Below are 24,441 nucleotides of genomic sequence, written 5' to 3' on the forward strand. Positions count from 1 at the left end.
TTTGCTTCAACACATCTGGGGCATTCGACGAATTTTGCGATTTCCGTCAAGATCTCATGATGTGCTTCGGTCGCTCGCCGAGGCCAGGTCGCAGACCGGCAACCTATGGCCGGTTGTGCGCTACCGTTGAGTGGGAGGGATACCCCGGGTTCTTTTGAGGGGATGAGGGTGGCGGACGAGACTGGCTCGGTGGTGCGGCGGCTGCGGTTGCGGGCCGGGTTGACGCAGGAGGGCTTGGCGGAGCGGTCGGGGGTGTCGGTGCGGACCATTCGGGGGATCGAAACCGGAACGCGGCGTAATCCGCAGCTTGCTTCGTTGGTGCAGTTGGCGGATGCACTCGAGCTTTCGCCGGACGACCGTCACGATTTGCTGGGGGCGCTGGGTGCGGCGCCGTCGGTCTTCGCGCAGTCCGTGCCCCGTCAGCTGCCTGCCGGGCCGCGCGGGTTCGCCGGGCGAGTTAAGGAGCTGGCGGCCGTGGACGGGGCCGCGGATGGCGCTGTCGGTGACGGCCGGGGCGCCGTGATCACCGTGATTGCGGGGGCTGGGGGTATCGGCAAGACGTGGCTGGCGCTGCGGTGGGCACACGATCACCTGGACTGGTTCCCGGACGGGCAGCTGTTCGTCGATCTTCGGGGGTTCAGCCCCGACGGTGATCCGGTGGACCCGCTGGCCGTGGTCCGCCGGTTCCTCTCGGCGCTAGGCGTGGACCCCGCGGAGATGGCCGGTGGTTTGGATGAGCTCTCCGCGCTGTACCGCAGCCGGGTCGCCGGCAGGCGGATGCTGATCGTCCTGGACAACGCCGCCACTGCCGATCAGGTGACGCCGCTGCTGCCGGGAACAGCCGGGGGCACTGTGCTGGTCACCAGCCGGCGGATTTTGAGCGCGTTATCGCACCGTTACGGCGCCCAACACGTGCGCCTGGGAATCCTGGAGGAGGACGACGCTCACACACTGCTCGCACACCGTCTCGGTAGGGAACGGCTGCTAACCGATCCGGAGGCAATCGCCGCACTGATCCGTTCGTGCGGGAACTACCCATTGGCGTTGTCCGTGGCGGCCAGCCGCGCGCAGATCAACTCCGACGTCCCCGTCGGCGAGTTCGTCACCGAACTGCGCGATGCCGGCTTGGACGCACTGGACGACGCCGACCCCACAGCTAGCCTCCCCGAAGTCCTCTCCTGGTCGCTGCGCTCCCTGACCCTCGAGCAGCGCAGCGTGTTCGCGCTACTAGGCATCGCACCCGGCGCCGACATCGGCTTGCACGCCGTCACACACCTCGCTGACCTGCCCCGAGCGCAAGCGCGGAAGATCCTGCGGCAGCTGGAAGACGCGTCGCTGCTCACCCGCCGCGAGCGCGGCCGCTACCTGCTGCACGACCTCATTCGCGGCTACGCCGCCAGCGCCGCCGAGCGCGAGATCCCGCAGGAGGCGCGGGAAGCCGCTGTGCGGCGCGTGGTCGACTTCTACCTCCACACCGCTCACGCCGCGGGGCGGTTACTGGAGCCGAACCTGCCACTCCTGCAGCGCGACCTGCCCACCGTCGCGGCCGAGGCCCACCCCCGGTTGCCGGACGCGGCCACGGCGATGGACTGGCTGAACACCGAACACCGCAACGTCATGGCCGCCCAGCACACCGCCACTACGCTGGGCTGGCACCACACGGTGTGGCCGCTGGCCGCGGCCCTGAGTACCTTCCACCTCCGTTCGGGGGATCACCAGCACGAACTCGCCGCGTGGCGAGCCGCGCTGGACGCCGCCAACCAACTCGACGATCCGGCGGTGCGCACCGGCGTGCACTGGCACCTCGGACGCGTTTACACCCAGATGAAACTGCACGAGGAAGCCATTCGTCACTACCACGTCGCACTCGACCTGGCCGAGGACAACGGCAGCCTCGCCGACCAGGGCCACGTCCACCTGATGCTGAGCTGGGAGTGGAACGGCTGGGGAGACAGCCGACGCGGCCTGCAGCACTCCACGAAGGCGCTGGCGCTGTTCCGCACCATCGGACCGCCGCTGCTGGAAGCCAGCGCACACATCACCGTCTGCTGGTGCCACCTCATGCTTGAGGACTACGACACCGCCGGCACGCATTGCCGGCAAGCCTTGCGCTTGATCGAAAACGAGCATCCCGAACTCGAGGGCGTCGCCCACGATCGCCTCGGGTACATCGCTCACCACACCGGCCACCACCGGCAGGCCATCGAGCACTACCAGCGAGCGCTAACGCTGTTCCGCGGTCTTGGCCACAGCTACGAAACCGCCAACACCCTCGACAACCTCGGACACCCCCACACCGCCCTCGGCCAGCACGACGAGGCCCGCGCCGCGTGGCGGCAAGCACTCCAGCTCTACCAAGGCCAACACCGCGCCCCGGACATCCAGCGCGTGCAACAGCAACTCGACACCCTCCGCCCGCTCGCCGGCGAGCCGGCCCCTCAACCGCCAACCCCCTCCACCGCCCCGCCGTCGACGCCACTCCCGGCTAACGGGCACTCCCGCGATCGCAGCTACTGGCGTTGCTGACCAGCAAGCACAAGCGAATACCGCCTCTCCGCCAGACGACGGGCCGCTTCGCCCGTCACTGATTGCTGCGCATACGCTCGTGATAAGCCCGCCTGGATAGAGGTCACCAGCGGCTGAGGAGCTCTCGGTAGGCCAGTTCGCTCACGCGACGGAAGTTCGCGAGAGTCCAAACTTTCGGATTGGTTCCGGCGGGCGCCTGGTGGTCGCGAATCGGCCTGCTGGACGCCCGAGCTGCCCCCCCATCGGCGTGAGGCGATGTGCCAAAGCCCCCACCGTAGCGGCCAGCGCCGTGTCGGCGTCGAGGTTCACTGCGGTGATGCAGAGCTCCTCCGCCAGCGCCGGCTCGGCAGCGAGCACGGCCTGAGCACGGGCGATGTGCATGAGCTGTGCTCGTTCAGACCGGCTCGATGGGCGCGCCGCGGAGTTGGCGGCACGCCCATCGTCAGCGATTCACGGATCGAGGTAGGTGAAGCAAATATCCGTTCTGTTTGTCCACGGGCGGTGCGCCGTCGACTCCGAAGAAGTACTGATCGTTCTGGTACTAGCAGCCGATCTGGACCCAGGCGACCGTATTTTGAAAATGATCGCCACCCACGCCGAATGCTGTGCGAATGTGAAGCCATCCGCCAATGCACTCGTATTTCTGGACCTGATCACTGCCGCTGATGTTTCCTACGACATAGGTACCGGCGACGGGGGCGCTGTACATGGTAAATACCTGGTTGACGCTTTTCGTGTCCTTCGCCAACTGTCCGGGTGTGGGCTGCACTTGCACCGCATCGGCAGGCGTCGCCCCAGTAGCCGCCGGGGTCGAAAATGCCGCAGCTGTCAGCATAGTTGCAATGCTCAAGGATGCGAGAATCTTGCGGACCATCATCCTCGTACTCCAATCATTTTTTCTACTTCATTCTCACTTCCGCGACCTCGGATCCCATCCTGTCGTTGCTCCGGTGCGGTTACCAGGTCACGGACCGGCCACCTGTGGCCGGTTGTGCGCCACGGTCGACTGGGAGGGAGATCCCGGGATTCTTCGAGGGGGATAAGGGTGGCGGATGAGAACGGCTCGGTGGTGAGGCGGCTGCGGTTGCGGGAGGGGCTGGCGGAGCGGTCGGGGGTGTCGGTGCGGACCATTCGGGGGATCGAAACCGGAACGCGGCGTAATCCCCAGCTTGCCTCTCTGGTGCAGTTGGCGGATGCGCTCGGGCTTTCGGCAGGCGAGCGGCACGCCTTGCTGGGGGCGTTGGGTGCGGCGACGCCCCTGCTGGTCAGCGAATCGCCGCATTTGTCGCCGGTCCTCACACCTCGCCAGGTTCCGGCGGGTGCCGTGGGTTTCGCGGGGCGTGAGGACTACCTCGATCGGCTCGACGCGCTTCTCGGGTCAGGCCATCAGGCTGTGGTGATCTCCGGCGCGGGTGGCGTGGGGAAGACTGTGCTGGCGCTTCGCTGGACCCGCCGAGTCGGGCACCGGTACCCGGACGGACACTTATACGTCAACCTCAACGGCTATTCATCGGAACCGCCGATGACCCCCGCCGATGTGCTGCCTATATTCCTGCGTGCGCTCGGCGTAGCACAGTCGGCGATCCCGCTCACCGTGGCGGAACAGGGCGCCTGCTACCGGTCTGTGCTCTCGGACAAGCGGGCGCTGATCGTACTGGACAACGCCGCGGTCGCTGGCCAGATCCGCCCACTGCTCCCCGGTAGCCCGGGGTGCCTGGTGTTGATCACCAGTCGTGACGACCTGCTCAGCCTGACCGCGCTCGACGGGGCACAGCGGCTGGTCCTCGACGTGCTGAGCACTGACGAGGCCTACCAGGCGCTGACGCGGGCGGTGCCGTCGGCGACGAACTTCACGTCGATGTCCGGCGACCGGGCGGGGCCGCCCCAGTAGCCGTCGAACCGGTCCAAAGTGGCCGCTGTGGTGCCGGTGATCTCCCTGAGCACGAACGGTCCGGTCGCATTGCCCAGTGGGTTGACGGTACTTGGGTTTTCGTACGCCTTCGGGGAGAACACCGCGAGGGCAGGGTTGGACAGCCGAAGGGGAAGCACGGGGTCGGGGGCTTCGGTCCCGACGCGCACCTGCCTGCCGTTCACGGCAACCGCGGTCAGCCGCATCCCGGCCAGCGCCGGCGGCACCGGCTTGACCTGCGCGGCACGGGTCAGGGCAGTCACCACGGCGGCCGCGGTGACGGGGGCACCGTTCTGGAACTTCGCCTCCCGCAGCGTGAATGACCACCCGCGACCGCCGTCGTCGGCTCGCCAGGAGCCGGCGAGCGCCGGCGCCGCGGTGCCGTCCGCGGCCAGCCGGGTCAGGCCTTCCGTGACACCCAGCCGGGACAGGAGGTAGCTGTCCTGCCCGTACGGCGAGAAGTTCTGGGACGGCGGGAAGGCCAGAGCCACCCGCAGCCGTCCCCCGTCCGCAGCTCCGCCTGCGGAGGCGAAACACCCTGAGGCGAACGGAACGAGCAGGCAGGTGACCAGCAGGCGGCGGTAGGCGTTCATGATCCTCGGGTTCTCGTGAGCGGTCTGCCGCGTACGCTACATGAAAACCGTTTTCATTCAATGTGCTGAAGATCTCGCCGTCGGCGTCAGAAGGCGGTGTAGCCGCCGTCGACGGGCAGGACCGCACCCGTGATGTAGGACGACTCCGGCGAGGCGAGGAAGAGGACCGCGTCGGCGATCTCTTCCGGCGTGGCGAGGCGTCGGAGGGGGATCTGGGTTTCGCGTTCGCGGCGGTAGGCGTCGGGGTCGGGCCGGCGCTGGAACGAGGCTTCGATGACCGGGGTGGCGGTCAGGCCCGGCGCGACGACGTTGACGCGGATGCCGCGCGGGGCCCATTCGATCGCCGCGCCCTTGGCGAGCATGATCAGGCCGCCCTTGGCGGCGGAGTACAGGACTTCCCCGGGTTTGCCGACGATGCCGAGCCGCGAACCCACGCAGACGAACGAGCCGCCCGACGGGGGCATCAGTGGTGCGAAGTGCTTCAGCACCAGGAACGCACTGAGCAGATTGCTGTGCAGGACGTTCTTCGCGTCGTCATAGGTCATTTCGGTGAGCGGGCTGCTGGCCTGCAGGCCGTGGTTGAGGACGACGACGTCCACGGTGCCGAAGGACTCCGCGGCCCGGTGGGCCAGGTGCTCGACGAACGCCTCGTCGTTGAGGTCTCCGGGAACGTACAGCTCGGCGGGCCGGGTGCCGGTGAGCCGCTCCCGGCGGCCGGTGAGCAGCAGCTGGGCGCCCTCGCGGCGGAAACGCGCGCACACCGCCTCGCCGATTCCGCTGCCGGCGCCGGTCACCAGGGCGGTGGCCTTTTCGAGTCTCATGGGGACACTCCTTCGCAGGGTGAGCCGGTCAGGAGAGGAAGCCGCGGGCGTCGACCGGCCAGCGCCGCAGCGAAGCACCCGTGCTGTCGGTGACGATCAGCTCCTCGAAGTTGACCACCACCGGGCAGACGTGGTTCGGCACCACCGGGACGACGCTGCCGACCGCCGGGCGGTCGGCGCCGTCCGGCAGGGCGAGGAAACCGTGGTACTCGTTGAGCTTGGCCAGCACGGCCTTCGTGCCGGCGACGGCACCGAAGCCGATTCCGGGGTTGCCTTCGCGGCCGAGGGCTTTCGTGCCGGTGTCGAGGATGACCTGGTCCGGGATCCAGTCGCTGACCACGGTGGCCGCGACGAACAGCGCGATCTCCTCGTCGGTGCAGGCGCCGAGCCGGCGGTTGTTCAAGTCGCCGAAGACGTACTCGCCGGGACGGATTTCGGTGATCACGTCGGCGGTCGAGAACGCCACGGTGGGCGTGGATCCGGCGCTGACGACCCCGGCGGTGATCCCGGCCGCGCCGAAACTCCCCACCGCGGCGACGAGCGCGGCCTCCTGGTCGCGCGCGGCGCGCCGGCTGGCGTCCGGGCCCGCGCTGCCATGGCCCGGGTAGGTGAAGACGCCCACCGGCACGAGACCGCGCTTGCGGGCGGCGAGCGCGAGGTCGCCGGCGAGCTCGGCGGGTGCCCCGGAGCGGCGGGCGCCGCAGTCGATTTCGACCACGACCTGCAGCCGCTCCGGTTCGCCGCCCATCGCGTCGGCGAGGGCGTCGATCGCCGCGGGGTTGTCGACGCCGATCCGCAGCCTGGTCGTTTCGGCGAGCCGGCGGATCCGGGCAGCCTTCGTCCCGGCGGGCCAGACGGGGTAGGCGAGGAAGATGTCGTCGAACCCGGCGGCGGCGAAGACTTCGGCTTCGCCGACGTTCCCGGCGGTGATCCCGACGGCGCCCGCGGCGATCTGGAGCCGGCCGATTTCCGTGCACTTGTGGGTTTTGACGTGCGGCCGGACGTCCAGACCGTGCTGGGCGGCGAAGCCCTGCATGCGGTCGATGTTGTCCTGCACGACGTCGGCGAGCACGATCGGCGCCGGGGTGTCGATCCGGCCGAGGAGACCGCCGAGCGCTCGGTGGAGCCGGTTCACGGTTCGCCTCCTTCGGTTGGCTGTGAAGCGGTGCAGACCAGCTGGACCTCCACCGGGCTGTGGCGCGGCAACCCGGCGACACCGATCGCGGTCCGGGCGTGCCGCCCGTTCTCGCCCAGGACCTGGACGAGCAGCTCACTGGCCGCGTCGGCCACTCGTGACTGCTCGCCGAGCTCCGGCGTACTGGCCACGAAGACCAGCATCTGCACGATCCGGACCCGGTCCAGGTCACCCACCGCGTCCGCGGCGACGGCGAGCGCGTTGAGCGCAGCCTGGCGCGCGCAGGTCCGCGCGGCCGGCACGGCGACGTCCCGGCCGACGATGCCCCGGCTCAGGAGCTCGCCGTCCCGGTAGGGCAGCTGGCCCGAGACGTGAATGGCGGAGCCGGCTGCCCGGTGGTTGACGTAGTTCGGGTTGTGCTCGAGCCGGGGGAGGGCCAGGCCGAGGTCGCGCAGCCGGTTCGAGGCGGAACCGGAGCCGGTCACGGGCGCGGCAGGCCGAACAGCACCGGCAGGTCGGCGATGTCGGTGATCCGCTCGTAGCCGAGCCAGTGCTCGTCCTGCTCGAAGCCGCGGTCGACGTACACCTTGCGCTCGATGTCCATCACCGCCGCGGGGCGCAGGTCGTACTTCGGGCTCGCCGAGACGTGCACGATTTCGTCCGGGGTCACGCCGAGCTTGTCGAAGGTGTATTCGAACGCGCGCAGCCGGGGCTTGTAGACGCCCATCTGCTCGGCGGTGATGACGACCTCGAACGGGGCCTGGAGGTTTTCCACCAGGCGGGCCGCGTGCGCGTTGTCGGTGTTCGTCACGATCACCAGCGGAACGGCCTCCGCCAGGCGGTTCAGCGCCGCCGTGACGCCGGGGTAGGGGACCCAGGTCGGGATCTCCTCGTACACGGCCTCGGCGTCGCTTTCCCGGTACGCCAGGCCGAACCGGCACATGGTCCGCTCCAGCGAGTGGGCGACGACCCGGTGGAAGGGCTGCCATTCGCCCAGGCACTCGTCGATCCGGTAGGCGTTGCCCGCCCGCAGGAACTCGTCGGCGATCTCCGCCGGGAGGCGGTCGCCCAGCGTCCGGCGGATCGCGTCGTTGATGCGGAAGTGGATCAGCGTCCCGTTCATGTCGAACGTGACGAACTTCGGCTTGCTGTCGAAGGCCACGGAGTCCTCCCGGTGGTGATCCGAAGAGCGGTGGAGTGGCTGATGAGCGATGAGTATCGACGTGTGGTCGTCAACTGTCAACAGTTTACGATGAGGTGGCAACTGCCCGCTCGCCGTTCCGGGGTCGCTATGGTCGTGCGGTGACGAGCAACCCGACATCGCGCGACTACAACAAGGCCTCGGTGCTCGAGGTGGTCGTCTCCCGGGCACCGTTGACGCGCAACGAGGTCATCGAACTCACCGGCCTGAGCAAGGCCACGGTGTCGCGGGCGGTGGAAGAACTCCGCGCGGACGGGTTCGTGGCGGACGGCGGGGTCGACGCCGTCGCCGGCCGGGGGAGGCGGTCGACCTACCTGGACGTGCCGGGCACGGCCGGGCACGTGGCCGGGGTCAGTTTCGGCGTGCAGACCACGGGTGTCCTGGTTGCCGATCTGCGGGGGCGCGAGGTGCACCACGTGGTCGTCCCGACCCCTAATCACGACGAGGTCGGCGTCGCCGCCGAGTGGCTGGCCGGCCTGATCCAGGAAGCCGCCGCGGCCGCGCAGGGCCCCTTGCGCCAGATCGTCGTCGCGGTCCCCGGCCGGGTCCGCGACGGCGCGGAGATCTTCAGCCCGGCACGGTCGATGAAGATCTTCACCGGTTCCGGCCTCCAACGCGCCATCGCGGACCTGGTGAAGGCTCCCGTGCTCCTCGACGGCGACGCCAACGCGTCCCTGCTGGGCATCCTGGCCGAGGACAGCGGCATCCGGAACGCCGCGCTCTTCAACGTCAGCAGCGTGCTGAACTTCGCCGGGAGCACCGAGCACGAACTGGTCCGGGGGCGCACGCCGGCTTTCGGTGGGATAGGTGTCCTCTGCGCCGGAGCCGGCCAGGAGACGCTCGACGGACTGATGAGCGCGCGCGGGCTCCTCAAATTCGCCCGAGGCCGGGGCCTCGATCTGAAGCGCGTCGAGGATCTTTGGCGCGGGCGGCGGGACGACGAAGCATGCGCCGAGGTCCTGGACGCGTTCACCACGGCGATCGTGACCGCCGTCAGCGCCGTCGCGGTGACGCTGGACCCGGAGACGGTCTACTTCGCGGGCCGGTTGTGCCCGCTCGTCGAGGAGGTTCTTCCCGAGGTGCGCAGCCGCCTCGGCCGGATCCTTCCGGCGGCGCCCGAGGTCCAGACCGTGAAGCAGGTCGTGGGGCTGTCCACGGCACGCGGAGCGGTGTTCGCGTGCCTGGCGCTGGCGCAGGGCCGGCTGCGGGACTCGGTGCTCGAGGCACGCAGCCGGCGCATGGAACAGTCCGCGCCGGCTTTCTGAGGGCAGGCGGCGGGTCCGCTCCGGTGATGCGTCCCGTGTGGACCGCGTCGCTCGTTAAAAGTTTCAGGTTGGAACTGGAACGAAAAGTGGTATGGTCGGTCCATCGGCGAGCAGCGCCGACCGCACGAAACGAAGGTGACCGCCGATGACTTCGACGTTGAGCCGGGCAATCGCCGGCTACCCCAACCGGTTCGACCCGGGGGCGGTGAGCGAGCTCCCGGAGCCCCTCCGGGAGACGATCCGCCGCCGTGACGAGGTGCTCGGTCCCGGCTACACGCTCATCTACCGGGAGCCGGTGGAGTTCGTCTCCGGGCACGGGGCGCACCTGCTCGACCGCGACGGGCACGACTACCTGGACGCGTACAACAACGTTCCCTGCGTCGGCCACGCGCACCCGCACGTGGCCGAAGCGGTGGCCCGCCAGGTGGCGACGGTCAACACCAACACGCGCTACGTCCAGGAGTCCCTGGTCGCCTACGCCGAGCGGCTGCTCGCGACCTTCCCCGACGGACTGAGCAGGCTGAGCCTCGCCTGCAGCGGTTCCGAAGCGAACGACCTCGCGGTGCGGGTGGCGAAGTTCCACACCGGCGGTACCGGCATCATCGTGACCCGGTGGGCCTACCACGGCATCACCAGTGAGGTCGCGAGCTTCTCGCCCACGCTGGGTGCGGGTTCGCCGCTGGGGCCGAGCGTCCGCGTCATCGATCCGCCCGACCCGCGGCTCGTCCCGCCCGGGGTCGCTCTCGCCGAGCACATGCGTCGTCAGGTCCGTGGCGCGATCGACGACCTCGAGCGCCACGGGTTCCGGCTCGCGGCCCTGATCACCGACGGCGCGTACTCCAGTGACGGGATCTTCACCGATCCGGTCGGCTACCTGAAGGACATGGTCGAAGAGGTCCACGTGGCCGGCGGTGTCTACATCGCGGACGAGGTGCAGGCGGGGTTCGCCCGGCTCGGGGAGACGATGTGGGGCTTCAGCCGCCACGGCGTGCTGCCGGACATCGTCACGATGGGCAAGCCGATGGGCAACGGGATGCCGATCTCCGGCGTCGTGTTCCGCCCCGAGGTCTCCGACGAATTCGGGCGGAACGTCCGCTACTTCAACACCTTCGGTGGCAGCTCGATCCCGGTGGCCGCCGGGGCCGCGGTCCTGGACGTCTTCGAGGAGGAGAACGTCCAGCGGCGCGTGCTCGAGAACGGCACGGCGCTCCGGAAGGGGCTCGAAGAGATCACCGAGGACTCCGTCCACGTCGCCGAGGTCCGCGGTAGCGGCCTGTACGCCGGGGTGGAAATCGTCGAGGATCGGCAGACGGGCGTGCCCGATCGCGCGCGGGCCGAGGACGTCATCAACGACCTGCGCGATCGCCGGGTCCTCGTCAGCGGCACGGGCCAGGCCGCCAACGTCCTGAAGATCCGCCCGCCCCTGGCCTTCACCGCCGCGGACGTGACCCGGTTCCTGGAGACCTTCGCCGAGGTGGCGAAGGTCCGGCTGTAGCGGCCGGTCCGGAGGAAACGATCGTGAGCACTGCACCGGATGCGAGCTTCGCTCGGCGGCTCTTCGAGGAGAGCGGCCTGGCGTCGTCGCACGAGCCCGTGGACCCGGCACTCGTGCGCACGCTCGTCGCGAAGCATTACCACGTCAGCGGAGACCTCGAGAGGCTGGCGACGGAGAAGGACGACACTTTCCGGCTCACGACCGCCTCGGGGAACTACCTCGTGAAGGTCTCGCCGCCGGACGAGCCGGAGTCCGTCGTCGCGCTCCAGACCGCGGTGATGCGCTTTCTCGAGGACACGGCCGGGGAGCTGCCGGTCCAACGGGTGAAGCTGACGGTGGCCGGGGACGACCACGTGGTTCTCGCGACGCGCGACGGCCGGACTCGCGTTCTCCGGGTTCTCGGCTTCGTCGACGGCGAGGTGCTGGCGCAGGCGAACGCGGAACCGGACCAGCTCGCCCGCGTGGGTGAGATGCTGGGCCGGGTCGACCGCGCGCTGGCGGCGTTCACCCATCCCGCGGACCGTCGCGCGCTGGTGTGGGACATCCGCCATTTCCACCGGCTGGCGGGACTCGCCGAGCACACGCCGGACCCCGGGCACGCCCGGCTGGCCAGGGAGGTCTTCCGCCTCTTCGACGTCGCTGCCGTCCCGCACCTGGGGCACCTCGAAACGCAGGTGATCCACGGCGACTTCAGTCCTCACAACGTCGTCGTCGACCCGGGGCGCGAGGACTTCGTGGCCGGCGTGATCGACTTCGGTGACACGGTGCGCAGTGCCGTGGTCTTCGACCCCGCGGTGCCGATGGCGAACCTGCTCGGCCGGACACCGCACGACCCCTGGCTGGAGGCGCGTGCGTTCGCCGACGGCTACACCCGGGTGCGCCCGCTCGGGGACCGGGAACTCCTGGTGCTCCCGGTGGCCGCACTCGCCCGGCTCACGCTGCGCGCGCTGATCACCGACTGGCGCGCGCAGCGGGCACCACACCGGCATGCCTACGCGCTCGGTCATGCCAAGGACGACTGGACCAACGTGGAGCGCGCGCTCGCGGCTCGCCCAGAGTGAATCGGCGACGACGCACTGCAAACTGTTGACAGTTGACGATAATCGTCGACAATCAACACAGCTTCTTCTTCCTGGCCGTTCCTGACCCGCCATTTCGAACGGAGATCGCCCATGAACGTCGTCGACCGCGTGCCCAAGCAGCTGTTCATCGCCGGTGCCTGGCAGGACGCGGAGGCGGGGCGCACGCTGTCCGTGGACGACCCGGCGACCGGCAAGGAGCTCGCGCAGGTCGCCGACGCCTCGCCCGCCGATGCCCGGCGGGCCGCCGATGCCGCGGCCGCAGCCCAGCCCGGCTGGGCCGCGACCCCGCCCCGCGCGCGCGGCGAGATCCTGCGGCGCGCCTACGAGATCGTCGTCTCCCGCACCGAAGAGCTCGCCCTGCTCATGACGCTGGAAATGGGCAAGCCCCTCGACCAGGCCCGCGGGGAGGTCGCCTACGCGGCCGAGTTCTTCCGCTGGTTCTCCGAGGAGGCGGTGCGGATCGACGGTGGGCTGTCCACGGCCCCGGACGGCGGCAACCGCATCATGGTCCTGCGCCAGCCGGTGGGGCCCTGCCTGCTGATCACGCCGTGGAACTTCCCGCTGGCCATGGGCACCCGCAAGATCGGCCCGGCGGTGGCGGCGGGGTGCACGATGGTGCTCAAGCCGGCTCCGCAGACTCCGTTGTCCACTTTGGCCCTCGCCGAGATCCTGGCCGAGGCCGGGCTGCCCGACGGTGTCCTCAACGTCGTCCCGACCTCGGACGCGGCCGGAGTCGTCGAGCCGCTGCTGCGTGGCGGGCAGATCCGCAAGCTGTCCTTCACCGGCTCGACCCAGGTCGGCCGGATCCTGCTCGCCCAGTGCGCCGACACCGTCGTCCGCACGTCGATGGAACTGGGCGGCAACGCCGCGGTCCTGGTCTTCGACGACGCCGACCTCGACGCTGCCGTCGAAGGCACGATGCTGGCGAAGATGCGCAACATGGGGGAGGCGTGCACCGCCGCCAACCGCATCTTGGTCCACCGCTCGGTGGCGGGGGAGTTCGCGTCCCGGGTGGCGGCCCGGATGGCCGCGCTCACCGTCGGCCCGGGCACCGAGTCCGGTGTGGACGTCGGGCCGCTCATCGACGACGCGGGCCGCCGCAAGGTCGACAGCCTCGTGCGCGACGCGATAGAGCACGGCGCCGAAGTGCTCACCGGCGGCGAGCTGCCGGCCGGGCCCGGCTGCTTCTACCCGCCGACCGTGCTGACGGGCGTCTCCGCCGACGCCGCTCTCATGCGGACGGAGATCTTCGGGCCGGTGGCCGCGATCACGGCGTTCGACACCGAAGAGGAAGCCCTCGCCGCGGCCAACGACACCGAGTGGGGCCTGGTCGGCTACGTGTTCACCCGGTCGCTGGACCGGGCGTTGCGGGTCGCCGAGCGGCTGGAGACCGGCATGGTCGGCCTCAACACCGGCCTCGTGTCCAACCCGGCGGCGCCCTTCGGTGGCGTCAAGCAGTCCGGCCTCGGCCGGGAAGGCGGCCGCGTCGGGATGGACGGGTTCCTCGAGTACAAGTACGTCGCCATCCCCTTCTGACCCCCAGGTCCCGGCGTCCGGCCGGGCCACGAAAGGAAATCGCCATGATCGAGTTCGAGCCGAAGTACATCACGTTCGACATGCACGGGACGCTGATCCGGTGGCACCTCGTGGAAATGACCCACAAGCTGCTGGCCGACGTCGTCCCGGCGGAGCGGATGGACGAGTTCGTCGACAGCTTCCGGGGGCAGCGTCTCGACGAGGTCCTGGGACCCTGGAAGCCCTTCCCCGACGTCATCCACGACTCGCTGCGCAAGACGCTGGAGCGCTTCAAGCTGCCCTACCGGAAGGCTGACAGCCAGGCGATCGTGGACGCGCTCCCGACGTGGGGGCCCTATCCCGAGGTGCCCGAGGCGCTGCGGACGCTGGCGTCCCGCTACCCGCTGGTCATCCTGAGCAACGCGGCCGACAACCAGGTGATGAGCAACGTCGAGAAGCTCGGTGCCCCGTTCCACCGGGTCTACACCGCCGAGCAGGCCCAGGCCTACAAGCCCCGTTACCAGGCCTTCGAATACATGCTGGACCAGCTCGGCTGCGGGCCGAAGGAGATCCTGCACGTTTCCGCCAGCCCGCGCTACGACCTGATGGCCGCGAACGACCTGGGCATCACGCACAAGGTCCACGTCAACCGCGGGTTCGAGCCCAGCACCCCGGGTTACGGCTACTACGAAGTGAACCTGCTCTCGCAGGTGCCCCCGTTGCTCGGCCTCTGAACATGGTCTGCCGCGGCTCTCGTGAGTGGTAGTTCGGGTTCTAACCCGAATTACCACTCACGACGGGTCCGGGTCAGCCGCGCCGGCCGTGCTCTCCGTTTTCCGTGAGCGTCTGCAGGTAGTGGAGGTCGAGGGCGCGGGTGAATGCGGCCGCGTCCCGGCTCGCGAGCGCGTCGACGATGGCCTGGTGCTCCTGGAAGAGGGAGTCTTCGGAGGGGTACCAGCGTTCGAGCCGGTTGATCGACAGCGACGACTCGGCGATCAGCGTGGAGTAGGCCCGCTGGATCCGCGAGTTGCCGGACGCGGCCACCAGCGTGCTGTGGAAGCGCAAGTCGAGCTCGACGACTTCGCGCCACCGGCCCGAGCGTTCCGCCGGGCCGATCTCGTCGACGATCCCCTGCAGTTCCCGCACGGTCCGGTCGAGGACGTCGCCGGCCGCGGCCAGCACCTTCTCGCCGCAGCGGGCTTCCAGCGTCTGGCGGGCCTCGTAGATCTCCGCGATGTCGTCGGAGGTGATGTCGGTGACGAAGACGCCCCGGTTGGGGATGCGCACCAGCAGGCCCTCCTGCACCAGCCGCTGCAGCGCCTCGCGCACCGGGCCCCGTGACACGCCCAGCTGCTTGGCGATCTCGGACTCCGACAGCGGCTGGGCGGGCTGCAGGGTGCCGCCGAGGATGTTGTTCCTGATCTGGGCGGCGATCGTGCCGGACACCGACTGGTAGTCGATGGCCTGCAGGTTGAGGTTGTTCATCCGGTACCCCCTGCGTTCGTTCGTTCACTGAAGACTGTTGACGATACACGACCTTAACCAAAGTCGTTCACAGTGAACTGTTGACAGTTTGCAGTGACCCAGCTTACTGTCGCTTCCTGCCGGACACCTCCGCTTCACCTGGAAAGGGCCACCGCGATGGACTCAGCGTTCCGGCCGAAGTACGTCTCCTTCGACTGCTACGGCACGCTCATCGACTTCCAGATCACCCCGGTCACCCGTGAGCTCGTCGGCGACCGGCTCACCCCCGCCCAGTTCGAGCGGTTCGTGATCGACTTCCGGGCGCGCCGGTACGACCAGGTCTGCGGCGAGTTCTACGCGTACCGGCAGGTCCTGCACGACGCCTACGCCCGCACCTGCGAGAAGTGGGGCCTCGAGGTCGCCGAAGACGCCGGACGGCGCTTCTCCGACGCGGTGCTGTCCTGGGGGCCGCACGCGGACATCCCGGACCCGTTGAAGAAGCTGGGGGAGCACTACCCGCTGGTGATCCTCTCGAACGCCGACACCAGCTACCTCGACGTGAGCGTGCCCAAGCTCGGGGCGGAGTTCCACGCCGTGTACACCGCCGAGCAGTCCGGCTTCTACAAGCCCCGGTACGCCGCGTTCGAGTACATGCTCGACCAGCTGAACACTCCGCCGGAGCAGTTCCTGCACGTCTCCTCGCACACCCGGTACGACCTGATGCCCTGCCACGACCTCGGCTTCACGAACACCGTGCTGCTCGACCGCGGCTACGACCCGCCGGCGCCGGTGTACGGCTACACCAAGGTCGATTCGCTCGACGAGCTCAACAGCTTGCTGGGGCTCTGAGTGCCATGAAACTGACTTCCTACTGGCAGGACACCGCCGTTCCCGGCGCGGACCACCGGCGCACGCCGATCCCGGAGCGCGTCGACGTCGCGGTCATCGGCGGCGGGCTCACCGGCACGTCGGCGGCCGTCGAGCTGCGCGAACTCGGGGCATCGGTGGCGGTCCTCGAACAGAACACGATCGGCTGGGGAGCCTCCGGCCGCAACGGCGGCATGGCGACCACCGGCCTGGCGATCGGCTTCGGCACCGCCGTCAAACGGTACGGCGCCGACCGCGCGGTCGCCATGTTCCGCACCTACAACGACGCGATCGACAGCATCGAGAAGCTGGTCGCCGAGCACGGGATCGACTGCCACTTCGAGCGCTCGGGCAAGCTCACCCTCGCTTACCGCCCGGCGCACTTCGAAGCGATGGTCAAGACCCGCAAAGCCCTGGAAGAACTCGCCGGCCACGAGGTCATCACCGTCCCGAAGAAGGACATCCACCGCGAAATCGGCTCCGACTTCTACCACGGCGCCACCGTCGACCCCCTGGCCGCGGGCCTGCACGTCGGCAAGTTCGTGCACGGGCTCGCGGCCACCGCCGACAAGCTAGGCGCGACGATCTGCGAGAACGCCGAAGTGACGACGCTGGCCCGCAACCCGCGCGGCGGGCACGATCTCCAGACCACCCGCGGCCGCCTCCGTGCCGACCAGGTGCTGGTCGCCACCAGCGGGTACACCGGGAAGCTGACGCCGTGGCTTCGGCGGCGGGTGATCCCGGTCGGCAGCTTCATCATCGTCACCGAGCCGCTCGCCCAGGACGTCGTCGATCGGATCCTGCCGCACCGGCGGCAGGCGTCGGACAGCAAAAACCTCATCTACTACTTCCGGATCACCCCCGACAACCGGCTGCTCTTCGGCGGCCGGGCCCGGTTCGCGATGTCCAGCCCCGACTCCGACGTCCGCAGCGGGCAGATCCTCGTCAAGGCGATGACCGAGGTGTTCCCGTACCTCGCCGGCACCCGCGTCGACTACACGTGGGGCGGCCTGGTCGATCTGTCGATGGACCAGCTCGTGCACGCGGGTGAACGCGACGGCGTGCACTACTCGGTCGGCTACAGCGGGCACGGCGTGCAGATGGCCACGTACATGGGGCAGCGGATGGCCCGGTTCATGTCCGGCGACGCCGAGGCCAACATCTGGGGAGACGTCAAGTTCCCGCCCGTGCCGGGCCACTTCGGCCGTCCGTGGTTCCTGCCGCTGATCGGCGGCGGGGCACGCGTGCTGGACGCGATCTCATGACCGCCACGGCCGTGGCGACCGCGTCGGTGGAGGTGTCGTTCGGCCTGCCGGGCGGGGCGCTGGTCGCCGGCGAGTGGCAGACCGGCGGGCTCACGGTCGAGGTGACCGACCCGCACGACGGTGGGCCGGTCGGGTGGGTCGCGGGCAACGACGCGGCCGACGTCGACGCGGCCGTCCGCGGCGCGGCCCGTGCGCTCACCGAACCGTGGCCACTGTGGCAGCGGCGGGAGGCCCTGGAAGAGGCCGCCCGGCTCGTGCGGGACGAGGCGGCGTGGCTGGCCGGGATCATCCACACCGAAGGCAGCAAGACCGTCGTCGAGGCCGAGCAGGAGGTCCGGCGCTGCGCCGAGACCCTGCGCCTGTCGGCGGCGGCGAGCACCGTCCTGCGCGGCGAGGTGCTCGAGTTCGAGGACAGCGACCGGGGCGCGGGCAAGCGGGGCTGGTTCGTCCGTGAACCGCTCGGCGTCGTCGCGGCGATCACCCCGTTCAACGACCCGCTCAACCTGGTCGCCCACAAGGTCGGCCCGGCGCTGCTCGCCGGTAACGCGGTCGTGGTGAAACCCGCGGAAGCCACCCCGCACTCGGCGCTGGCCCTGGCGGCCGTCCTCGTGCGGGCCGGGGTGCCGGCGGCCCGGATCGCGGTCGTGTGCGGCGCCGGGGAAACCGGGCACGCGCTTGTCACCCATCCGGGGGTCGCCGCGGTTTCGTTCACCGGCGGGCCGGCCACCGCCGCGCGGATCGCCGTCGAGGCCGGGCCGAAGAAGCTGCTGATGGAGCTCGGCGGCAACAACCCGGTGATCGTGTGCGGTGACGCCGACCTCGACGGCGCCGCCGACGCGATCGTGCGCGGCGCGTTCGGGTGCGCGGGGCAGAACTGCCTGTCCGTCCAACGGGTCTACGCTGATGCATCGATCCACGAAGGACTGCTGGCGCGGATCACGGCCGGCGCCCGCGCGCTGAAGGTCGGCCCCAAGACCGACCGGACGACGGACGTCGGCCCGATGATCAGCGAGGCCGAAGCCGCCCGTGTCGAAGCGTGGGTCGGCGCGGCGCTCGCCGGGGGCGCGCGGGCGCACACCGGCGCCCGGCGCGACGGCGCGTACTACCACCCGACCGTGTTGACCGACGTGCCGCCGGACGCGGACGTGCTGGTGCGCGAGGTGTTCGGCCCGGTGGTGACCGTCGTGCCGGTCGAATCCACCGCGGCCGCGGTCGCGGCGGCGAACGGCGCCCAGGCGATGCAAGCCGGTGTCTTCACCGGTGTGCTCGACGACGCACTGTCCATAGCGGACCGGTTGCACGCCGGTGCCGTGGTGGTCAACGGCACGAGCGACGTACGGATCGATTCGATGCCGTTCGGGGGGTTCAAAGGTTCGGGGATCGGGCGCGAAGGCGTCCGGTTCGCGGTCGAGGCGATGAGCGAGCCCAAGAGCACGATCATCATCGCGGCCTCGCAGCACCAGTCCAAGGTGAATCGCACACAGTAGACAACGGGAACCCGGGCATGTTCTGCTCGTCCGGTGGCGCGACCGCCGCACGGGCAGCCCCCGTCGAAGGAGAATCGGATGCGGGTCAAGGCGGCTATGAGCGTGGTGGTCCTCACTGCGGCTATGAGTCTGACAGCGTGCAGCACCAACGGGGGGACGGTACCGGCGGCGGGCGGCGGCGGGGCCGCCACCACCGAGCACACCGACGACATCTCGGTCGGCGTGCAGCCGGACCCGGCGGCGGTCGCCCTGCTGCCCGCCGAGGTGAAGGCCAAGGGCACCCTGGTGACCGCGGAGGACCTGACCAGCCCACCGACCACGTTCATGGCTTCGGACAACAAGACACCGATCGGGTTCAACCCGGACATCGCCCGGCTCATCGCGGCCAAGCTCGGCCTGAAGCTGGAGATCAAGAACGTCAAGTTCGACGTCATCATCCCGGGCCTGCAGGGCAACCGCTACGACCTCACGGTGTCGACGATGGGGACCTCGGCCGAGCGGCTGAAGGTGCTCGACATGATCAACTACTTCACGAACGGCTCGACGGTCGCCACGGCCTCCGGCAACCCCAAGCACCTGGCGATGGACTCGCTGTGCGGCGCCACTCTCGGCGTGCAGTCCGGCAGCACCCAGGAACTCAAGTGGCTGCCGAAGCTGAACCAGGAAAACTGCGTGAGCAAGGGGAAGGACCCGATCAAGGCCGTCACGCTGCCGAGTGTCAGCGACGCGCTGACGCAGGTCGCCTCCCGGCGCATCGACGGCGTCTTCTACGACGCGACCTCGCTCAACTGGGCAAAAGCCAAGCAGCCGAACGCCTTCGATGTCCTGCAGCCGGTGCTGAACCCGTTGCCGGTGGCCGTCGCGCTGAACCTGAACTCGGCCCTGACCCCGGCGGTGCAGGCCGCGCTGCAGTCGATCATCGACAGCCCGAAGTACCAGGAAGCCTTGTCGCGCTGGGGTTTCACCGGTCTGGGCATCACCAAGGCCGAGCGCTCCAAGCCCCAGCCCAAGTGAGGGAACCGGTGACCGAACTGCAACCCGAGGAAAAGAAGCGGATCAGGCCCCCGCGCACACGGGACTACGCCGCCTGGGTAGTGGCGGTCGCGGTCGTCACCGGCCTGCTCTACGCGCTGGTCAGCAACAGGAACTTCCAGTGGGACGTGGTGTTCCGGTACTTCACCGCCGGCTCCATCCTCGACGGCGTCGGCATCACCCTCATGCTCACCGCGGTGAGCATGGTCCTCGGGACCGTGCTCGGTCTCGTCCTCGCCGTCATGCGGATGTCGCCGCAGGCGCCGATCTCGGGGCTGGCCCGGCTGTACATCACGTTCTTCCGGGGCACCCCGGTCCTGGTCCAGCTGGTGTTCTGGTTCAACGTGGCCGCGCTGTACCCGAACCTGTCCGTCGCCGGCCACCCCGTGGACATGAACGCGCTGATCACCCCGCTTACCGCGGCGATCGTCGGGCTTTCGCTCAACCAGGCGGCATACATGGCGGAGATCATCCGGGGCGGGTTCGCCTCGGTGCCCCGCGGCCAGTTCGAGGCCGCGGAGTCGCTCGGCATGGGTGGATTCACCAAGCTGCGCCGGGTGATCATCCCGCAGACCATGCCGGCGATCATCCCGGCGACGGGCAACCAGGTGATCGGGATGCTGAAGGAGACGTCGCTGGTCAGCGTGCTCGGCGTCGCGGATCTCCTGCAGAGCGCGCAGGCGATCTACGCGCGGACGTACGAGACGATCCCGCTGCTCATCGTGGCCAGCGTGTGGTACCTGATCATGACACTCACCCTCAGCGTTCCGCAGTCGATGATCGAACGCCGGTTCTCGCGTTCCTCGCGACCGGTCGTCAAGGTGAAGGAGTCGCTGCTGTGAGCGCCGACGGCACGATCGTGGCACGCAAGCTGTGCAAGAGCTTCGGGCACCACCGGGTGCTGAAGCAAATCGACCTGACCGTCGCGGCCGGGGAGATCTCCTGCATCATCGGCCCCAGCGGCTCGGGGAAGTCGACGCTGCTCCGCTGCATCAACGGGCTGGAACAGATCGACCGGGGCGTGCTGCGGGTCAACGGCGAGGACTTCGGCTACGTCGAACACGCGAGCGCGTACCACGCGGTCACCCCGCAGCGCCTCGCCGAACAGCGGACCCGGATCGGCATGGTGTTCCAGCAGTTCAACCTCTTCCCGAACATGACAGCCGAAAACAACGTCATGTCCGGGCCGGTGCTCGTCAAGAAGGTCCCGCGGAAGGTCGCCAGGGCGCAGGCCGCCGAACTGCTGGCGAGGGTGGGACTGGCGGACTGCGGGCAGAAGTACCCGGCGCAGCTGTCCGGTGGTCAGCAGCAGCGCGTCGCCATTGCCCGCGCGCTGGCGATGGAACCGACCATCATGTTGTTTGACGAGCCGACGAGCGCGCTCGACCCCGAACGGGTCGGCGAGGTGCTCGCCGTCATGCGCGACCTCGCCGGCCTCGGGATGACGATGCTCGTCGTCACCCACGAGATGGGGTTCGCGCGCGAAGTGGCCAAAGACATCCTGTTCATGGACGAAGGCGTCGCCGTGGAGCGTGGTGACGCGCGCGAGGTGCTGGCCAACCCGGCCGAGCGGCGGACTCGGGAATTCCTCGAAAGGGTGCTGTGATGGATGGCAAGCTGGCGGTCGTCGGCCTCGGCAGTGTGGGCAGCATGGCCCTGTGGCAGGCCGCGCGCCGGTCGGGTAGCCGGGCCGGCGAGGTCGTCGGGTTCGAGGCGCGCACCCCGGGCCACACCCGGAGCGCGGTCGGCGGCGACACGAGGCTGTTCCGGATGACCTACCGCGGTGGGACCGGCTATGCCCCGCTGCTGGAGCGGGCGAACCTGCTGTGGCCGGAACTCGAAGCCGAGACGGGGCAGGAGATCCTGACCCGGTGCGGCGGGCTGTCGATCGGCGCACGGGACGGGGAGTACCTGCCGGAGCTGCTCGCCACCGCGACGGCGAACGGCACCCCGTTCGACTTCCTCGACCACGACGAGCTCGCCGCCCGCTACCCGCAGCACCGGCTGCGGCCGGACGACTGCGCGCTGTTCGACCCGCGAGCGGGCTTCCTCCGCACCGATCGCGCGGTGACCGCGGCGACGCAGGCCGCTCGCGCGGCCGGCGCCGAGGTGCTGGAAGGCACGGGCATCGATGAGCTCCACGAGGAACCCGGCGCGGTCGTGCTCCGGTCCGGGCCGCGCACCTGGCGGTTCGAGCGGGTGATCGTCACCGCCGGAGGCTGGTCGGCGCACCTGCTCCCGCCGCCGGTCGCGGCCGCCGTCCACCCGCGCCGGAACTACCTCACGTGGTTCGTGGCCCGGCGCCCCGAGGAGTTCGCCCCGGAGCGGTTCCCGGTGTTCATCCGGATCGAAAGCGACCGGTCCCTCTACGGCGCACCGAGCACCGACGGGGTGACCGTGAAAGCGACCCTCGACGGGCGCTCCACGCCCGCCGAGCACGCCGACCGGGTCCGGCGTGAGCTCACCGAGGAGGAGATCGCCGAGACCCACGAAACGGTGAGCGAGTTCCTGCCCGGCCTGGTCCCGAGCATCGTGCGCGCCGACGCGTTCCCGGACCTCTTCACGGCGGATCGCGCCCCGCTGCTGGGCAGTGTCCCCGGGCGGCCGCGCACGATCTTCGCCACCGGTTTCTCCGGCTTGGGCTTCAAGATCGCCCCTGCGTCGGCCGAGGTCGCGGTCGCGTTGGCGTTCGGCGAGCCCGCGACCGAGGTGACCGGCCTCCGCCCCGACCGCTTCGCCCCCCTCGAAAACGCGTGAGCGGTGTGGCACCGAATCCGGCCCGGACACCGCTCGGTGTTCTGCCATCTTGTCAGTGACCCGCCAGTACGGACGGTGCTCGATGGTAGCGGCGTGCGAACGGGCGAGCATCGGGGACTGAGATCGTCCGCGCCTTTGCCGGGTGCCAGACGTCGAACCGGGTGATCCTTTCTGCCGCGGTACCCACGGGGATCCATCCGGCAGCCCATCCCGATCGGTCATGTTCTCAGCGGCCGCTCAGCAGTCGCTGCTTGCCGTCGTCAACATCGAGCATCCGGACGAGGTGGTGCCGCCAGTACGGCTTCGAGGGTGCCAAGTGTTTTCTCGACCGTCTGTTTGCGTGCCTGGGCCTGTACCGCGGTGTCTGCTTGCTGACGGGTTGCCGTCAGAGATTGTCGTACGACGTCGACGGCGGCCGACCACGACTGCAGGTCTTCGCCACCGTCGAGCACGTGCTGGGCGATCCGGTCGGCTTGCTCGCGGAGCTGGGCTCTGAGGTCGATGCGACGCTGCTCGGCGTGCGTCTCGGCCAGACGTCCGGCCACCATGCCGCCCAGCTCGAGTACGAGCGGCAGCAGCTGTTCGGCCACTTCGAGGCGGCGGAGGTTCCGCCGGACCTGCGACGCGTGCGCGGTGCTGGTGAGCAGTGCGTTGGGCCCAGTGAAGTACTTGTCGAGCTCTGCAGCGGTGAGGTTGCGCAGGCGGAGCAGTTCGGCGTGCGCGTCGTCCGGGCTGAACCCCTGGATCAGGGTGAACGTGTTGCGGGCCGCGGTCTTCGCGTGCTGGTGGAATCCGTCGAACAGGCTGTGTGCCCCGCGACCGGTGGTAGGTTCCGGGATCGGGGTGGCCGCGAGGTCGTCGAGGTACCGCCGAAGTTCGGCGGCACTCGGGCGTTCGGTGCGCACCCGTTGCTCGGTGGCAGCGGCGCGTGCGAGCTGTTCCAGCTTGCCCGCCCATTCGCCGAGCCAGATGTCGATCGTGGCGCCCAGCTGTTCCTCCAGCCGGGCGCGCTGGCCGTCTCGGCCGTCCGAAGACGGACCGGGGGACAGCAGGCTCGTGCGGAGCATCTCGTGGAGCCGGGTGCGGGCCGCGTCGTCGAGGGCTCGCAGCTCGGCCAGGTGGAGGTCGGCTTCCTTCTGCTGGGACCGGGCGGCGCCGACGACTGTGCTGAGCTGGTTCAGCTCTGCGGTGGCGCGGTGGTGGGCCTGGGCGCCGATCCAGCTCCAGTACCGGACGGCCGCGGCGTCACGGAGCACGGAGCGGCGGGCGGGGAGTTCGCCGAGGGCGGTTCGCAGGGCGTCGACGCCGTCCCACTTCTCGTTGCCGGCGTAGTCCTCGGGTTCGGTCTGCGGGTAGCGGCTCACGGTGTCGGGGTCCGCGGCGACCAGGAACACCGACTCGGCGGGCAGATCCGCGTTCGCACGCTGCACCGCGGCGTGCAGCTCCTTGCGTTTCCGGTCGCCGAGCTTGCGGTACCCGTCGAGATCGTCGACGGCGTCGACTCCCGCGGAGTCCATCCGGGCCACCGCGATCACCAGCGCGCCGGCGGGGAAGAGCGGCTGCTGGGCGAAGGGGTTGTGGAAGGTGCCGTCGATCAGCCCGAGAACTCGTGCGGTGTCTCCGACGAGCAGTTGCGGCGGCAGGACCACGAGCACCGCGTCGGTCAGGCCGAGAGCCGTGTCCGCCAGCGCGTCGTGCTGCTCGTCGCCGGCCGCGGTACCCGGGGTGTCCACCCAGGTCAGGCCGCCTGAATCGACGTACTCCAGCGAAGCGGAGGTTGGTGCGGCCCCGATACGCAACCAGTCGGGCACGGGTGTGCCGTCGGCGATCAGGATCCGTTTGAGCAGGGACGACTTCCCGGCGCTGTACGGGCCGTGCACGGTCAGCCGCGGCAGCGGCCGGGCGTCGAAGGCGGTCCACTCCGCCGCTGCTTCGTCGACCCAATCGCCGGCGAGGTCGCGCAACAGTTCCTGGACGCGGCGGGTCCAGTCCGTGGTGGGTGGCTTCTCGGACAAGCGACGCTCCTC

At 69.5% G+C, this 24,441-nt stretch carries 22 protein-coding genes; 14 read left to right on the plus strand and 8 right to left on the minus strand.

Features of this window, described 5'->3' with window-relative positions; genetic code table 11:
• The first annotated feature begins 168 nt into the window (after positions 1-168).
• Complete coding sequence (locus ACWED2_RS09390; RefSeq protein WP_449689966.1) at positions 169-2,526, plus strand: ATP-binding protein; 2,358 nt, start codon at positions 169-171, stop codon at positions 2,524-2,526.
• A gap of 541 nt (positions 2,527-3,067) precedes the next feature.
• On the opposite strand, the gene ACWED2_RS09395 is transcribed toward ACWED2_RS09390, so the two are convergent.
• On the minus strand, positions 3,068-3,403 hold the full coding sequence (locus tag ACWED2_RS09395; RefSeq protein WP_449689967.1) for a hypothetical protein: 336 nt from the start codon (positions 3,401-3,403) through the stop codon (positions 3,068-3,070).
• A gap of 168 nt (positions 3,404-3,571) precedes the next feature.
• On the opposite strand from ACWED2_RS09395, the gene ACWED2_RS09400 reads away from it, so the two are divergent.
• Entirely contained in the window at positions 3,572-4,417 is an 846-nt protein-coding gene (locus ACWED2_RS09400) for a helix-turn-helix domain-containing protein (RefSeq protein WP_449689968.1), read from the plus strand.
• On the opposite strand, the gene ACWED2_RS09405 is transcribed toward ACWED2_RS09400, so the two are convergent.
• From ACWED2_RS09405 to ACWED2_RS09425, 5 genes are all read right to left on the minus strand, one after another.
• Positions 4,336-5,028, minus strand: a complete 693-nt coding sequence (locus ACWED2_RS09405; RefSeq protein WP_449689969.1) for an ABC transporter substrate-binding protein — start codon at positions 5,026-5,028, stop codon at positions 4,336-4,338. The two genes, ACWED2_RS09400 and ACWED2_RS09405, sit on opposite strands and share 82 nt — an antisense overlap.
• Positions 5,029-5,114: 86 nt before the next feature.
• Positions 5,115-5,849, minus strand: coding sequence for an SDR family NAD(P)-dependent oxidoreductase (locus tag ACWED2_RS09410; RefSeq protein WP_449689970.1), 735 nt, complete (start codon positions 5,847-5,849; stop codon positions 5,115-5,117).
• A 28-nt stretch (positions 5,850-5,877) separates the two neighbouring features.
• Positions 5,878-6,984: an alanine racemase gene (locus ACWED2_RS09415; protein ID WP_449689971.1), complete on the minus strand. Its 1,107-nt coding sequence runs from the start codon at positions 6,982-6,984 to the stop codon at positions 5,878-5,880.
• Positions 6,981-7,469 (minus strand): RidA family protein, encoded by a 489-nt coding sequence (locus tag ACWED2_RS09420; protein ID WP_449689972.1) that lies wholly within the window; start codon positions 7,467-7,469, stop codon positions 6,981-6,983. The genes ACWED2_RS09415 and ACWED2_RS09420 overlap by 4 nt, the downstream gene beginning before the upstream one ends.
• Positions 7,466-8,146 (minus strand): haloacid dehalogenase type II, encoded by a 681-nt coding sequence (locus ACWED2_RS09425; RefSeq protein WP_449689973.1) that lies wholly within the window; start codon positions 8,144-8,146, stop codon positions 7,466-7,468. Before ACWED2_RS09425 ends, ACWED2_RS09420 begins: the two co-directional genes overlap by 4 nt.
• 140 nt (positions 8,147-8,286) lie before the next feature.
• Between ACWED2_RS09425 and ACWED2_RS09430 the strand changes: the two genes are divergently transcribed.
• The 5 genes from ACWED2_RS09430 to ACWED2_RS09450 all read left to right on the plus strand — a co-directional run bounded on the left by ACWED2_RS09430 (position 8,287) and on the right by ACWED2_RS09450 (position 14,276).
• The gene (locus tag ACWED2_RS09430) at positions 8,287-9,450 is read left to right on the plus strand and encodes an ROK family protein (RefSeq protein ID WP_449689974.1); all 1,164 of its coding nucleotides are present in this window, start codon (positions 8,287-8,289) and stop codon (positions 9,448-9,450) included.
• A 145-nt stretch (positions 9,451-9,595) separates the two neighbouring features.
• On the plus strand, positions 9,596-10,945 hold the full coding sequence (locus ACWED2_RS09435; protein WP_449689976.1) for an aspartate aminotransferase family protein: 1,350 nt from the start codon (positions 9,596-9,598) through the stop codon (positions 10,943-10,945).
• Between the two features lie 23 nt (positions 10,946-10,968).
• Complete coding sequence (locus tag ACWED2_RS09440) at positions 10,969-12,006, plus strand: phosphotransferase (RefSeq protein WP_449689977.1); 1,038 nt, start codon at positions 10,969-10,971, stop codon at positions 12,004-12,006.
• Between the two features lie 111 nt (positions 12,007-12,117).
• Positions 12,118-13,563 carry an NAD-dependent succinate-semialdehyde dehydrogenase gene (locus ACWED2_RS09445; protein WP_449689978.1) on the plus strand — a complete coding sequence of 482 codons (1,446 nt, stop codon included), beginning with the start codon at positions 12,118-12,120 and terminating at the stop codon, positions 13,561-13,563.
• Positions 13,564-13,607: 44 nt separating this feature from the next.
• The gene (locus ACWED2_RS09450) at positions 13,608-14,276 is read left to right on the plus strand and encodes a haloacid dehalogenase type II (protein ID WP_449689979.1); all 669 of its coding nucleotides are present in this window, start codon (positions 13,608-13,610) and stop codon (positions 14,274-14,276) included.
• A 73-nt stretch (positions 14,277-14,349) separates the two neighbouring features.
• On the opposite strand, the gene ACWED2_RS09455 is transcribed toward ACWED2_RS09450, so the two are convergent.
• The gene (locus ACWED2_RS09455) at positions 14,350-15,027 is read right to left on the minus strand and encodes a GntR family transcriptional regulator (RefSeq protein ID WP_449689980.1); all 678 of its coding nucleotides are present in this window, start codon (positions 15,025-15,027) and stop codon (positions 14,350-14,352) included.
• Between the two features lie 156 nt (positions 15,028-15,183).
• Here ACWED2_RS09455 and ACWED2_RS09460 point away from each other — a divergent pair, with 156 nt between their 5' ends.
• From ACWED2_RS09460 to ACWED2_RS09490, 7 genes are all read left to right on the plus strand, one after another.
• Positions 15,184-15,855: a haloacid dehalogenase type II gene (locus tag ACWED2_RS09460; RefSeq protein WP_449689981.1), complete on the plus strand. Its 672-nt coding sequence runs from the start codon at positions 15,184-15,186 to the stop codon at positions 15,853-15,855.
• Positions 15,856-15,860: 5 nt separating this feature from the next.
• Positions 15,861-17,138 (plus strand): NAD(P)/FAD-dependent oxidoreductase, encoded by a 1,278-nt coding sequence (locus tag ACWED2_RS09465; protein WP_449689982.1) that lies wholly within the window; start codon positions 15,861-15,863, stop codon positions 17,136-17,138.
• On the plus strand, positions 17,135-18,625 hold the full coding sequence (locus ACWED2_RS09470; protein ID WP_449689983.1) for an aldehyde dehydrogenase family protein: 1,491 nt from the start codon (positions 17,135-17,137) through the stop codon (positions 18,623-18,625). The genes ACWED2_RS09465 and ACWED2_RS09470 overlap by 4 nt, the downstream gene beginning before the upstream one ends.
• Before the next feature lie 123 nt (positions 18,626-18,748).
• The gene (locus ACWED2_RS09475) at positions 18,749-19,639 is read left to right on the plus strand and encodes an ABC transporter substrate-binding protein (RefSeq protein ID WP_449689984.1); all 891 of its coding nucleotides are present in this window, start codon (positions 18,749-18,751) and stop codon (positions 19,637-19,639) included.
• 8 nt (positions 19,640-19,647) lie between these two features.
• Positions 19,648-20,499, plus strand: coding sequence for an amino acid ABC transporter permease (locus ACWED2_RS09480; RefSeq protein WP_449689985.1), 852 nt, complete (start codon positions 19,648-19,650; stop codon positions 20,497-20,499).
• Positions 20,496-21,263 carry an amino acid ABC transporter ATP-binding protein gene (locus ACWED2_RS09485; RefSeq protein WP_449689986.1) on the plus strand — a complete coding sequence of 256 codons (768 nt, stop codon included), beginning with the start codon at positions 20,496-20,498 and terminating at the stop codon, positions 21,261-21,263. Before ACWED2_RS09480 ends, ACWED2_RS09485 begins: the two co-directional genes overlap by 4 nt.
• Positions 21,263-22,414, plus strand: a complete 1,152-nt coding sequence (locus ACWED2_RS09490) for an FAD-dependent oxidoreductase (protein ID WP_449689987.1) — start codon at positions 21,263-21,265, stop codon at positions 22,412-22,414. The genes ACWED2_RS09485 and ACWED2_RS09490 overlap by 1 nt, the downstream gene beginning before the upstream one ends.
• Positions 22,415-22,674: 260 nt before the next feature.
• Here the strand turns inward: ACWED2_RS09490 and ACWED2_RS09495 are convergent, their stop codons facing one another.
• Positions 22,675-24,429 (minus strand): hypothetical protein, encoded by a 1,755-nt coding sequence (locus ACWED2_RS09495; protein WP_449689988.1) that lies wholly within the window; start codon positions 24,427-24,429, stop codon positions 22,675-22,677.
• Between the last annotated feature and the right edge of the window lie 12 nt (positions 24,430-24,441).

Source organism: Amycolatopsis sp. NPDC005003 (assembly GCF_053600695.1).